This is a genomic window from Paenibacillus sp. L3-i20, assembly GCF_022180385.2.
Taxonomy (GTDB): Bacteria; Bacillota; Bacilli; order Paenibacillales; family Paenibacillaceae; genus Pristimantibacillus.
In genome coordinates this window covers 1406264-1419781 of sequence record NZ_BQME02000001.1, presented here as the reverse complement: position 1 = coordinate 1419781, position 13518 = coordinate 1406264, and the positions used below count along the sequence as shown (strand labels likewise).

Here is a 13518-nt window from a genome sequence, read left to right as displayed (position 1 = left end):
ATGCCGGGGGAAACGTTATTTAAACCGCTAACATGGTCGGATATGCTTGTAATGGCTCCTGAGCTGGCGCTTGGTGCGTGGTTTGTGTTACTTGTTGTACTTGAAATGCTGTTGCCACAAACAATAAGACGTACGTGGATTGGTGGATTGACCCTGGTGGGGTTGATGGGGGCATTCACTTTGGTGCTGCTACGTATGGTTGATATGGGCAATAGTGAAGCTACTGGACTAATTTCACTTCTGGGTGACAGTTATCGCATCGATGATTTTGCAAATGTGATGAAGCTGCTATTCCTTGGTGGAACGGCACTTATAACGCTGATCGGCATTGGCTCTGTAGGGGAAGATCGTACGATAACAGAAAAGGGCGAATATTTCTATCTGCTTATACCTGCTGTTATCGGTGCAATGATTATGGCGTCGTCTGGCAATTTGGTGACCCTGTACATTGGGCTTGAGTTGTTAAGTATAGCGAGTTATGTGTTGGTAGCCATGCGGAGGAAATCTTCCTTGTCAGCGGAAGCCGCATTTAAATATGTTGTAACTGGCGGTATATCATCTGCATTTATTTTATTCGGTATGTCATATTTGTACGGTGTGACAGGATCCGTAGATTTTACGGGTATCCGTGCTGCGATACCAGCGGCAATTGAGAGTTATGAAGCTCTTTTATATGTGGGCTTCGCCTTTATGCTTGTGGGCCTGGTGATTAAAATCGCAGCAGCACCATTCCATGCATGGTCGCTGGACGTTTATCAAGGAGCACCTACACCAATTGCTGCATGGTTATCCGTAGTTTCCAAAGGCGCTACATTAGCCATTATTATTCGCATTATGTTTGAGATTGTATTGTTTGCGGAGTTGCCTTCTGCTGAAGCGGGCGGTGCAATTAGTGTTAGCGATGATATATTTTTCGCCGTGTTATTAGTTGCGGCGGCTGCTATGCTGGTAGGAACGATTGCGGCACTGCGACAGATGAATGTAAAACGATTGTTAGCTCTCTCAGGGGTAGCTAATGGCGGATACCTCCTAGTTCCAGTAGGTATTTCGTTTACTTTTGGGCATATCAATAATATTTCTGAAATATTATTTTATCTCGTTGCTTATCTGCTCATGACGATTGGTGCATTTGCTATCCATACAGTTGTTAGCAGAGCTGTTGGCCATGATGAGCTGCAAGGATTTGCTGGCATGTATTATCGTGCGCCTTGGACAGCAATTGCTATGGTTATCTTTGTATTATCGCTTGCGGGACTTCCCGTCTCAGCTGGATTTTTTGGCAAGCTCTTCATTTTACTAGGTGCTGCGCAGGCGGAAGCGTACTGGATCGTCGTCATCATGGTTGTTAGCAGTGTTATTTCGTATTATTTCTACTTTGGTCTTATTCGCCAAATGTTTATGAGAAGCAGCAATGGAGTGTCCTTATCCCCTTCGTTAAGAAAGGACTTAAAGGAAGAAGCCGCTTCTGTTGAGGTTGAAGATATTCATACAGGAACAATCCGAATTCCTTTGACGATTGGTATAGTCATTTGGTTATGTGCCTTAGCAACTTTAGCTTTTGGAATATTCCCAGAGATTCTTTCTAATCTAATTGACTCTTTATTTTCCATACAATCTTTCCTGACGAATATGCAGTAGACAGAGCGAGCAACTCTATAGAACTAGTCTAATAGTTAAGTGGGATATGTGATAATTATAAAACTCAAAATGTGGAGTCGGCAAAGCCAGCAAGTATCGAGAAGGATACATTGCTTGTGATTATCGACTTCTTTTTTTATTTCTGCATTTAGATCGATACTGACAGTATCAGTTTATATCGAATTCAACCTCAGAGTTATAAATTGCGTCAATAAAGATATAGGAACAATCAAACCATGTTTTGAAATTGTGAGTTCTGGGTAAGGTGTAGTAGGCAAAGTGGAGCAGAAGCAATGTATCCGCGAACAAGTAATTAGTGCAGAAATTAGTAGGACAGTAGATGCAATTGTAGAGGAGTATCTGAGGGATGAAAATGTAACTTTTGAGAATGAAGTAGAGTTACGGTCCCAAAATGGACGTATCATGCGAAGAATATAGTTGCGTACAGTGTCTTCAGTCATTAATTTGTTCAATTTGCTTCTATGAATAATCAATTTTGCTATACCCTTTTCAATGAGAAAAAAGAAGGGAAAACGTATTCGTTAGACGAAATATTAATGAAATACGTTTAGAGGCAGAAATATAATGAGGATAAAGGGTCGTTCGATTATCGATAGAAACCAAGAGCAGCATGGGTCGCACCATCTCGAAGAATATAATGGCTGCGCAAACACGCTGCGCCTTGTGCAAGATAGTGAGCACCTCAACTTACGCAGAGGTGCTCATAGCCTTCGGCTAGCAGCGCGCGGGCAACTACGCCGCGCGCTGCTAGCGCTACTGATCGGGAGCATAGCGCTCGGGGGTCTAACAGCCCCCCTCGCTCCTGCTCCCGCAGCGAAGGCGCCTACGGCGCTAGCGTCCGCCGCATATGCGGACGCAGACGCCGCAGGCGCTTCTTCCGAGCAGCCGCAGAGCTGGCTGCTCAAATGGGCCGCCCCCGCCGAGGCGCATGAGCTGCGCGGGGTGGAAGTGCTTCACCGCCAAGACACTTCGGCGGTGGAGGTCGTGCGCCCCGCCAAGGGCTCTGGCGAGGATGCAGATGCCTGGCTGCGCAGATTGCGTAGCGAGCCAGGCATTGAATACGTACATCCCAATCGATCGGTCAGCATCTTGTCCCAGAATCCGGTAGAAGTTGTGCCGGAATCGTCTCAAGTGCCGACCGAGGAAACGGATGGAGGCTCATCGAAGGTATCATCCCATGAGTCTCCATCCGAATTATTTGTTCCGCCGTCAGCGAAATCGGCAGCCTCTACTGATATCAAATTATCTTTAGCATCCAAAGCACCTAAAGAAACTGCAAAAGCACCTAAAGAAACTGCAAAAGCACCTAAAGAAGCTGCGCAGACGAAGGCCAAAGCTGTTACTGCAAACGATCCAGAGCTAGCTAAACAAACGCACCTCGTTCAAATAGGTGCACTCAAAGCATGGAGTACTGTTCGAGAGCAGAAAGATTTAACAATTGCTCTGATAGACACTGGAGTTGATTTGGATCATCCTGATTTAAAAGATAATCTTGTGCAAGGTGCAAATCTCGTTAATCCGAAAAAAACAGCAGATGACGATAACGGTCATGGTACAAGTGTGGCCGGTGTTATTGCAGCAGCTGGCAATAATAACATCGGAGGTTCAGGCATACTATGGAATGCAAAGATAATGCCTATCAAAGCATTAGACAAGTGGGGTGACGGCACGGAGCTTGATCTCGGAGAAGCTATTTTGTACGCTATCAAACGCGGTGCTAAAATAGTTGTTATGTCTGTCGGTCTACATCGTCATTCTCCGTATATGCAAGACATTGTGAACTATGCGGAAAACAAGGGCGTTTTGCTTGTAGCTGCAACTGGCAATGATGGCGTGAAATCAGGAACAAAAGCGGCTGTAAAATTCCCGGCGGCCTATCCGACTGTACTTGCTGTTGGAGGTGTTCAACCAAACAATCGTCCTGATCGACGTTCTAATCCCGGATCGGAGCTCGATATACTCGCCCCTTGGAATGTCTATACGACAGCTATGGGAGGGACGTACAAGAAGGAAGAGGGCACGTCAATGGCGGCTCCGCAGGTCGCTGCAGCTGCTGCGCTTATAATGGCGAAGCAGCCCAAGCTCAAACCTTATCAAGTACGTGAGTTATTACGGCAAACTGCAAAAGATATCGGTGCTAAAGGTGCCGATAATACTTCTGGTTATGGAGTTCTACAGCTTGACAAGGCTGTCAGTACAGCATTGTCAATGGATGCGCATGAACCAAATGAGAGAAGCCAAGTGGCTAAACCGATCTCGCTGTTTAGTGAGATTACTGCGACGTTAGCTACAAATAGCGACAAAGACTGGTTTGTTGTAGATGTCCCGAGTGATGGAAAGTTGACTTTAAATTACAAGGGGTTCCCTACTAGCGGGAGTATGACGCCTGTCGTTCAAATTTCGCATTATGATGGGAGCGAGCCTGCGCAACTTGAGGATATAAAACTTGCTAGCAAAGTCGTTGAACTCACTGTACGAAAGGGTAAGCAGCTTATTGGTATAGAATTCAGCAGTCCAAATGTAGGGCAACAATGGACCTATTCCTTGACTAATTCTTTTGCCATACTGCCAGATGCTTATGAACCGAATGATCGTTTTAACAGTGCTGTACAACTAGATCCCAAATCACAAACCATCAAAGGAACTTTTCATCAAACGGGTGATCGTGACTGGTATATTGTCGACTTCCCTCATGATGGGAAGCTAGAGTTGTCGCTTGATACGAACTCGGTTCGGATTGATCCAGGTCTTTCGTTGCAGCGTGAAGGACATTCACTTATTCTTTATGATGAGCATGGTGAAGGTATGAATGAACAATCACCGGTCATATCTATTACGCCTGGTAAATACTATATACGTATTCACAATGCAATTGCTCTGGAGGCGAGTCCAACAATTGGCCATTACACGCTTAAGATGCACTTTACTCCTGAGTTAGATGATCCAAATGAACCAAACGATAAATCTTATGAAGCGTTATTAATGAGCCCAGGTACCGAATACCGGGGAGTTATGACCACAGCTTCTGATACGGATTGGTTTCAGTTCCGAGTATCTAGTCAAAGTATTGTCAGTTTAAGCCTGTCAGGGGTTCCGTCAGATGCTGAGCTTAAGCTAGAAGGCTTAGATAAACGAATGAAGATTATAGCTTCAGGAAATTCTGGAACGCTGGGCAATGTTCAGACTACGGAGCAGGTTCTGCAGCCAGGTCTCTATTATGTGAAACTTACAACGAACAAAGCATTTTACAATCAATATTATCGTTTAAGATTACAGGTAGAAGAACTTATTTTCGGGTTCAAGGATATAAAGGAGCATTGGGCCAAAAATGATATTGTGAGCTTATCGAAGCAACAAATCATTAATGGTGTAGGCGGGTATCGATTTGCACCTGAACGGTCGATTACACGAGCTGAAGCCGTAGCGATGATCGTAAAAGCTTACAAACCATTGATTAATCAATCCATTACTAAGCCGTTTACTGACGTTAGCAGTACACATTGGGCAAATGGGGCTATCCAGAAGGCTGTACAGCAAGGTTGGGTGAAGGGTTTCCCTAATAACACCTTCCGACCTGAACAATCGATTACAAGAGCGGAGATGGCCGTAATTATTGGCCATGCCGAAGGTGTGAAAGCGCGCTTTCCTATTTCTCGGCCGTTCACTGATGTAGCGCCAAGTGAATGGTACTCTCCTATGTTATTTGCAATGAAGGTCGATGGAAAGCTGCAAGGCATACAGGCGAATCGTTATGAGCCTTACGGTGTGGCTAGTCGTGCCGAATTTACAACACTGTTATATCGTTATTTTAAGGATTAGCCCAAAGAGGCAGTGGACGGTTTTGAGGAGGAAGTATGGATACGACGGATGCAAATGAACTTTTTAATGAAATGCAGACTTTAACCGGCTTAACCGGACTTTTCTCCATCATCGTACAAATTTTAAGCATATTTTTTGTATGGATATTAATTAAAGAAATGAAGTGGGAGGCGATATTCCGTTTTCCCCGAAGTGTGAAAGCAAGGATGTTTCAAGTTGTTCTTGCTATTTCTATAGGTCATTTGTTTGCCCAGTTCATTTTGCAGTACTGGGATTATTCATCCATGCTGAAGAGTTTTGCCGAATAACATAGTCGAAACATGTTAACAATGGGTAATACATCACTTCATATTTTGTCGAATATAGTCGATAAGTCTATATACGATTAAAATAGTTAGATGGCTTTAAGAACATTTTGAAGCGATTTAGCATAAAAAATACCATAAGGGGGAGACGAATCCACTCTTTTTCAGCCATTTTAATGTGAAAAAAGTGGAAAGAATTTACCCTTGTCGATTATTGCAGCATAATGTTAAGATGAAGTTTAGTAATGTGATCGAATTCTGTCCAGATATACACGCAATAAGAAAATAAATTAGCATGCAATAGAAATTGCTATTCGCGGAGGGAACACAAAGATGACTAAAATTATCGTCCGCGGAGGCCAGCGATTAACGGGCACAGTCCGCGTAAGCGGCGCAAAAAATGCAGTGCTCCCCATTCTTGCTGCCTCATTGTTAGCGACTGAAGGAGATAGCGTCATTTGTGACGTGCCCCTCCTAGACGACGTTATGACGATTCAGAATGTGCTCGCTTCATTAGGAGCCCAAGTAACTTATACGAATGAAACGATGCGCATATCTGCGCCAATCATTACATCTTGTGAAGCACCATACGAGCTGATTCGTAAGATGAGAGCTTCCTTCCTTGTGATGGGACCGTTGCTTGCACGTATTGGTAAGGTTAGAATTTCATTGCCAGGAGGCTGTGCGATCGGGACTCGTCCTATCGACCAGCATCTAAAAGGCTTTGAAGCTATGGGTGCTGTCATTACCCTTGGACATGGCTTCATCGAAGCAAGCACCCCTACTCGCCTGTCAGGCGCTAAAATTTATTTGGATGTAGCAAGTGTTGGCGCTACTGAAAACATAATGATGGCTGCAGCTCTTGCGAATGGTACAACAACAATTGAAAATGCGGCGAAGGAACCTGAGATCGTAGATCTAGCCAACTACATCAATGCAATGGGCGGCAAAGTTCGCGGTGCAGGTACAGGCATGATTCGCATTGAAGGTGTTGAACGACTAAGCGGAGCGAAGCATAATGTCATTCCGGATCGTGTTGAAGCGGGAACGTATATGATTGCATCCGCTATTACAGGCGGAGATGTATTCATTGAAGGGGCGATTGCCGATCATCTGACTCCGGTTATTTCTAAGCTTCAAGAGATGGGCGTTGAAATAGTGGAGAGCGACAATGGCATTCGAGTTCGATCAAGTACGACACTTCGTTCAGTCGATGTCAAAACATTGCCGCATCCAGGATTCCCTACGGATATGCAATCACAGATGATGGCACTTCTTTTGGTATCAGAAGGTACTAGCGTCGTGACGGAAACCGTTTTTGAAAATCGCTTTATGCATGTCGAAGAGTTCCAGAAGATGAATGCAAACATTAAAGTAGACGGTCGTTCTGCTATCGTTACTGGCGGAATCCCACTTACTGGCGCGAAAGTATGTGCAACAGACTTGCGTGCTGGCGCAGCGCTCATATGTGCAGCATTACGTGCAGATGGAGAAACAGAAGTAACTGGTCTTCATCATGTGGATCGTGGTTATGTGGACATTACTGGGAAACTTGCATCACTTGGTGCAATCATCTACCGTGAAGAATCGGAGAACAAAAGTAATTCGGCCGCTTCCATTGGAACGGCAAGCAAGGGTGTTGCAGCAGCAACAGTTATGAATGATTCAACAACATACAAAAGGGAAAAAGAAGTTGCTGTTATGAAAATACAGCCAACTTGGGCTTAATAACCCGGATTCCCTATACAAAGCGAGAGACTTCATTGCATCAGGATTAGCCATCAGGCAATCCCGATACAACGAAGAGCTCTCGCTTTTTTTGCTTTACTCTATGTTCGTTACTCTCTAATTAATAGCTTTATTAATTAGAGATAAGAGAATATGTATTTTGATTCTATCCTAGTAGACCTCTTCATAGACTGAACTATGACTGAATGGAAATGAGAGAGAAGGGCAAAGACCCGCTAGGAAGGGGTGTAAATACGAATTGGGATAACAAAACGGCATACTAGAATGACAGGAACAGGAGCCCTAGGGAGGCGCCGTTCGTTACTTATTTTTACTATAGGCGTCCTCCTAGGATTCATCATCTTTGGAGTAAAAATATTTTTGACAGAGGTCGATGCCAGGGCAAATAAAGAATTAACGAACAGGCTAGGGCAGGAAGCAAAACAAAAGCAAGCTTCAGTACAGCATGCACGTCCACGACAAATTATTGCGTCGCCATCCATTGAAGGAAATAAAGTAAAACCGAAGCAGAAAGTACAAACACCAGCGAAGGAGCAATCGCTCGAAAAAGTTCAGAAGCTAGGATCGGAGAAAACTTCTTCTCCAAAAGTGAAAGCAGACGGGGCGCTAGATGGGACGATGGTAAGTGTTTATTTAACGGATCAGAAAAAGGTAGAGACTGTGCCAATTGAAACCTATGTGCTGGGTGTATTAGCGGCAGAAATGCCTATCGATTTCCATCTAGAAGCACTGAAGGCGCAAGCTGTCGCAGCTAGAACCTATATCGTTCGCAGACTAATGCTAGAAAAAGGACCAGATGCGAGAGGAGGGAAGGCCGACGTGCTTAATACTACAGAGCATCAGGTTTACCTATCGCAAAGTGAGCTTGCAAAGCGATGGAAGGGTGAAGATAAGGTCGTCTTTTTGGCTAAACTTAAGCGTGCTGTTGATGAAACGAAAGGATTAATCGTCACCTATAAGGGTGAGCCGATTGAAGCAACATTTTTTTCTACAAGCAATGGCTATACCGAAAATTCAGAAGATTATTGGGAGCAATCTCTTCCCTACTTGCGGAGTGTGATAAGTCCTTGGGATAAGAAATTATCTCCGCGTTATGAGGGAGAGGTTGTCTTTAAGAGAAATGCGTTTTATCGCACCATGGGTCTATCGGGCAAGCTTGCGAGAACAAAGCTAGTAATGAAGGTAACTGAAAGAACAGACGGAAATCGGATAAAGGAGCTTACGATTAATGGAAAAGCGTTCAGTGGACGCGAAGTGAGAGAGAGGCTAGGACTAGCTTCCTCGCAATTCAAGTGGAAGATTGAGAAGGACAAAATAATCTTCACGACTTACGGATTTGGTCATGGTGTTGGGATGAGCCAGTGGGGAGCCAATGGAATGGCGCAAGAGGGGCGAAGCGCGGAAGAGATTTTGCTTCACTACTATACTGATTCTAAGCTGGAACAAGCTTCAAAGCTTCCAATCTAATTAGCCTCTTAAAAAATGATATCCTTCACGTATAAACCTAGCAGATCTGGTAACAATGGCTAGTGAGGTGATATCAATGAATGATCAAAACCAAAACAAACAGAAGCAAAGACAAGAAGAAACTCCCAAAAATTCTATGGGAGGAGCGTCTGCCGCGAACTCTAGCAGCGGACTGAAGAAACTACTCGCAAAGCGATGGGTTTCTCCAGCAATCTTCATGGCTGCAGCGGCAATTATCGTAACCTTAATGTGGATCTATCAGGGATCTGATCCGGTGAAGCCTACTGTTGGGCCGGACAACTCTACTGAAGTTTCACAAGGTGAAGAGCAGGCAGAAGGTACAATTGTTGAAAAAGAAGTTGCCCCTGTTGCAGCAAGCACACTGGGAATGAAGTGGCCGGTAGAGAAGAAGGAAGCACTTCAGGAGCAGACGAAGTTTTATGATGCAACTGCAACTGCGACAGAAAGAGAAGCAGCGCTTGTTCAGGTAGGGAATACATTCTCACCGCACACTGGCATCGATTTTGTAGATCCCGATGGACAGCCGTTTGATGTTCTTGCAGCTTTGGCGGGTAAGGTTACTTATGTGAAGCAAGAGCCTACGAATGGAACTGTTATTGAGATCAGTCACGGGGACGGTCTAGTTACCGTTTACCAAAGCTTGACGGATGTAACGGTGAAACAAGGCGATGATGTGATTCAAGGTACTGTTATTGCTAAAGCAGGCCGTAGTGAGCTAGAGAAAGATCTAGGTGTACATCTTCACTTTGAAACGCGCCTCAATGGTGAGACTGTTAATCCGGTCGACTACATCAAAGAATAATTTCACAGCGATATATAGAGCTAAAGATGTAAAGGCGAGGGATTTCCCCCTCGTCTTTTTCTCGTTTTTGAAAATTTATTCGCTTTCAAAGCTTGTCACGCTTGGACATAACGAATATATACCCACTCCACTCATATAATGTACCAAACTATCTCGAGTAAGGAGGCGGGAACGTGCACGATTACATCAAAGAGCGAACCATTAAAATAGGCCGTTGCATCGTGGAAACGAAGCATACGGTACGAACGATCGCTAAAGAGTTCGGTGTATCCAAGAGTACGGTGCACAAGGATTTGACCGAAAGGTTGCCGGAGATTAACCCGGATCTAGCTGACCAGGTTAAGCACATTCTCGAGTACCATAAGTCGATTAGACATCTTAGAGGTGGCGAGGCAACTAAGATCAAATACAAAAAAACGAGCACGAAGAAGCGCGAAGTACTCGCTGCAGGGAAGGTGTAGTTAATCTGTCTTCTATCCTGATATTTTTTACAATGCATAGAGGATTTTTGTCCTTTTTGGCGAATAATGTTCGTTAGGGGTTTTTCCTGTGTGGGAAGAACTAAATTGAGCGATTTAGCAAACATTATTTATTGGGGGACTTAAGCCTTATGCTGAGCAAGGACATCGGGATTGATCTTGGGACGGCTAATGTATCCATTCATGTAAAAGGTAGAGGCGTTGTACTTGATGAGCCTTCTGTAGTCGCTATTGAAAGCGATTCGAAGAAGGTTTTGGCAGTTGGCGAGGATGCACATCGCATGGTAGGGCGTACACCGGGCAATATTATTGCCATTCGTCCATTAAGAGACGGCGTTATCGCTGATTTTGATATTACTGAAATTATGTTAAAAGCGTTTATTGATCGTGTGGACGGACGCAAGTGGTTTAGCCGCCCGCGAATTCTTATCTGTGCGCCAACGAATATTACATCTGTTGAACAAAAGGCTATTCGCCAAGCAGCAGAACGTAGTGGTGCTAAAGAAGTGTACTTGGAAGAAGAGCCGAAGGCTGCCGCTATAGGGGCTGGAATGGATATATTCCAGCCTAGCGGCAATATGGTCGTAGACATTGGCGGTGGTACGACAGACGTGGCCGTCTTGTCTATGGGCGATATTGTTACAGCATCCTCTATTAAGGTAGCTGGCAATAAGTTCGACGATGCAATAATGAAATATATTAAAAGTAAATACAAACTTCTGATTGGTGAGCGGACAAGCGAAGATATCAAAATTAAGATAGGATCTGTTTATGATGACGGACGCAAGGAAGAGATTGATATCCGCGGAAGAGATATGGTTACGGGTCTACCGCTTACTGTTACTATTCGTTCGGGTGAAGTGAGAGAGGCGTTGCATGATCCAATTATGATGATCGTCGCAGCGGCGAAGTATGTGCTAGAGCAGACACCACCGGAATTGTCGGCCGATATTATCGATCGCGGTGTCATCTTAACTGGTGGCGGGGCGCTCCTTGGTGGACTTGATACTCTTCTTGCGGATGAGCTTAAAGTACCTGTCCTCATCGCAGAGAATCCAATGCATTGTGTCGTTAAAGGAACGGGCATTCTGCTGGATCATTTGGATAAACTAAAGAAGTAAAGAGCATATACGTTAGTGGACAAGCTTTTCGCAGGTAGGGTGCCTTAGGGGGGCATGCCGAGTCGGAAATGAGTCTAAGGTCGCAGGGACAAGCTATTCACCCCATTTCACTTCGAGCCGATAATAAACATAAAGAATATACAAACGGCAGCAGCGCCGAAAGCTTAAGAAGCGATATTTGTTTCGCAAACAGGCACATGCTTTCGAAGTAATGTTTGCTTCGCAAACAAGCTTATGCTTTCGAAGTAATGTTTGCTCCGCAAACAAGCCTACGCTTTCGAAGTGATGTTTGCTTCGCAAACATTTAAGGAGGATAACTATGCTTAGAGGTCTTTATACTGCGGCGTCTGGGATGATTGCTCAGCAACGTCGTCATGACACAGTCACAAATAATATATCCAATATTCATACACCAGGTTACAAACAGAATAATGCGGTTACTCGCTCTTTTCCAGAGATGTTGTTGTCAATGACAGGTGTTGAGAATGCAAAACATACATCTATTGGCCGTTGGACAAGTGGTGTTTTTGCAGAAGAAAGTTTATCGATTCATCTACAAGGCGATTTAACCCAGACGAATCAATCTTCAGACTTTGCACTTATTTCCAATATCGAAGTTGAAGGACTTGCATTCGATGCTTCAGGGAAAGCAATTGGCCCGGACGGAGAAGTAACTTTCCAGCCTCAAGCATTTTTTACTGTACAAGATCCAGCTGGAGAGATTAGATATACAAGAGGTGGAAAGTTTACCGTTACAGGTGATGGCTTCCTTATGACTAGTGATGGCTCCAATGTGCTAGGAACGAATGGAGCTCCAATTCAACTGCCAGCAGGTGTAGGGCTGGACAGTCTTGTACTAACAGAAGATCAGCGCTTTACAGATGCTAATGGAACCGATATTGGAGTACAACTCATGATTTCTCGCATAGAAAATCCTAACAATCTTGTTCGCCAAGGAAACGGAAACTTTCGTTTTGCTGCCGATGATGGAGAAGTGCGGCCTACTGTTGCTGGTGAGAGAATAGAAGTTAGACAGGGCTATGTCGAACGTTCAAATGTTGATCCTGCTCAAGCTTCGGTAGATTTGATGTCGGCGGTTAGAGCTTATGAAGCGAATCAGAAGGTCATTCAATTTTACGATCAAAGCTTGCAGAAGGCGGTCAATGAGGTTGGACGCATCTAATTCGATCTAAGCAAACACCCCGATGTAGGGGTGGAATGCGAACGAGCATAGGAGGATATCGCTACATGAACGCATCAATGATTAATGCAATGGTTTCGATGAACTCGCTCCAACAGAAGCTAGATTTAATATCGGATAACATTGCTAATGTAAATACAGTTGGATACAAACGAAAAGAAGCAACTTTCGAGGATCTTCTTAATAATAGTAAGAGGCAACCAGATTCGTTTGATCAACCCGGCAGACTGACCCCGCTAAACTTTAGTCAAGGCTGGGGAGCTAAGATGACGATGGTTCAGCCCAACTTATCGCAAGGTCCAATGCAAGTAACAGAGCAGTTGACGGATCTTGCAATTGAAGGAAATGCGCTTTTTGAGATACAAGTAGATGGTGCTGGTAATCGTGCATATACGCGTAACGGGGCCTTTCAGTTGACGATAGGTGCAAACGGTGATACGATTTTGGCAACGGAGGATGGTTATCCGGTAGTTGCGAACGTCCGTGATGCGAATGGGAATAGGGTAGAAGGGAACGTTGTACTGCCTGCAGGTTACACGCTTAAAGTAGAACCAGATGGTACAGCTTTAGGTGTATCTTCTGCTAATACGATTAACCTCGGAAGCATAAAGCTTCTTCAAGCTACTCGTCCTGCTGCGTTAACAGCAATAGCGGATAATTTGTTCACTATCGCAGACGGCAATTTAGTGAACGATGCAGTTCAGGAAATTGTGCCGAACGAGGATAATCGCGTAGCGTTGCGTCAAGGCTACTTAGAGCAGTCTAACGTTCAGATGACGGACGAAATGACGGAGCTTATTAATGTTCAACGTGCCTATCAACTGGCAGCAAGAGCTTTATCGTCAAGTGATACGATGATGGGACTTGCTAACACGATGCGTGCTTAGAATAGAAT

11 protein-coding genes are annotated in these 13518 nt (G+C 44.4%); all 11 read left to right on the top strand.

What is annotated here, in order from left to right:
- Entirely contained in the window at window positions 1-1638 is a 1638-nt protein-coding gene (locus tag MFF31_RS06790; protein WP_238187308.1) for an NADH-quinone oxidoreductase subunit N, read from the top strand.
- 279 nt (window positions 1639-1917) lie between these two features.
- Window positions 1918-2076, top strand: a complete 159-nt coding sequence (locus MFF31_RS06785; RefSeq protein ID WP_238187307.1) for a hypothetical protein — start codon at window positions 1918-1920, stop codon at window positions 2074-2076.
- A 147-nt stretch (window positions 2077-2223) separates the two neighbouring features.
- Entirely contained in the window at window positions 2224-5478 is a 3255-nt protein-coding gene (locus MFF31_RS06780; protein ID WP_238187306.1) for a S8 family peptidase, read from the top strand.
- Window positions 5479-5513: 35 nt separating this feature from the next.
- The gene (locus MFF31_RS06775; RefSeq protein WP_238187305.1) at window positions 5514-5786 is read left to right on the top strand and encodes a DUF1146 domain-containing protein; all 273 of its coding nucleotides are present in this window, start codon (window positions 5514-5516) and stop codon (window positions 5784-5786) included.
- A gap of 330 nt (window positions 5787-6116) precedes the next feature.
- Window positions 6117-7511, top strand: a complete 1395-nt coding sequence (gene murA / locus MFF31_RS06770; protein ID WP_238187304.1) for a UDP-N-acetylglucosamine 1-carboxyvinyltransferase — start codon at window positions 6117-6119, stop codon at window positions 7509-7511.
- A 381-nt stretch (window positions 7512-7892) separates the two neighbouring features.
- Window positions 7893-8999 carry a stage II sporulation protein D gene (spoIID, locus tag MFF31_RS06765; RefSeq protein WP_238187303.1) on the top strand — a complete coding sequence of 369 codons (1107 nt, stop codon included), beginning with the start codon at window positions 7893-7895 and terminating at the stop codon, window positions 8997-8999.
- Window positions 9000-9075: 76 nt separating this feature from the next.
- Window positions 9076-9822 carry a M23 family metallopeptidase gene (locus MFF31_RS06760; RefSeq protein WP_238187302.1) on the top strand — a complete coding sequence of 249 codons (747 nt, stop codon included), beginning with the start codon at window positions 9076-9078 and terminating at the stop codon, window positions 9820-9822.
- Between the two features lie 173 nt (window positions 9823-9995).
- Window positions 9996-10283: a sporulation transcriptional regulator SpoIIID gene (spoIIID, locus tag MFF31_RS06755; RefSeq protein WP_238187301.1), complete on the top strand. Its 288-nt coding sequence runs from the start codon at window positions 9996-9998 to the stop codon at window positions 10281-10283.
- A gap of 149 nt (window positions 10284-10432) precedes the next feature.
- Window positions 10433-11422: a rod shape-determining protein MreB gene (mreB, locus tag MFF31_RS06750; protein ID WP_238187300.1), complete on the top strand. Its 990-nt coding sequence runs from the start codon at window positions 10433-10435 to the stop codon at window positions 11420-11422.
- Between the two features lie 319 nt (window positions 11423-11741).
- Entirely contained in the window at window positions 11742-12605 is an 864-nt protein-coding gene (locus MFF31_RS06745) for a flagellar hook-basal body protein (protein WP_238187299.1), read from the top strand.
- A 65-nt stretch (window positions 12606-12670) separates the two neighbouring features.
- Window positions 12671-13510, top strand: coding sequence for a flagellar hook-basal body protein (locus MFF31_RS06740; protein WP_238187298.1), 840 nt, complete (start codon window positions 12671-12673; stop codon window positions 13508-13510).
- Window positions 13511-13518: the final 8 nt, after the last annotated feature.

What these genes read in the sequence shown, in the direction of transcription:
- MFF31_RS06790 (WP_238187308.1), top strand. Translation starts at nt 1, where the DNA reads ATGCCGGGGGAAACGTTATTTAAACCGCTAACATGGTCGGATATGCTT.
- MFF31_RS06780 (WP_238187306.1), top strand. Translation starts at nt 2,224, where the DNA reads ATGAGGATAAAGGGTCGTTCGATTATCGATAGAAACCAAGAGCAGCAT.
- MFF31_RS06775 (WP_238187305.1), top strand. Translation starts at nt 5,514, where the DNA reads ATGGATACGACGGATGCAAATGAACTTTTTAATGAAATGCAGACTTTA.
- murA (WP_238187304.1), top strand. Translation starts at nt 6,117, where the DNA reads ATGACTAAAATTATCGTCCGCGGAGGCCAGCGATTAACGGGCACAGTC.
- MFF31_RS06760 (WP_238187302.1), top strand. Translation starts at nt 9,076, where the DNA reads ATGAATGATCAAAACCAAAACAAACAGAAGCAAAGACAAGAAGAAACT.
- mreB (WP_238187300.1), top strand. Translation starts at nt 10,433, where the DNA reads ATGCTGAGCAAGGACATCGGGATTGATCTTGGGACGGCTAATGTATCC.
- MFF31_RS06745 (WP_238187299.1), top strand. Translation starts at nt 11,742, where the DNA reads ATGCTTAGAGGTCTTTATACTGCGGCGTCTGGGATGATTGCTCAGCAA.
- MFF31_RS06740 (WP_238187298.1), top strand. Translation starts at nt 12,671, where the DNA reads ATGAACGCATCAATGATTAATGCAATGGTTTCGATGAACTCGCTCCAA.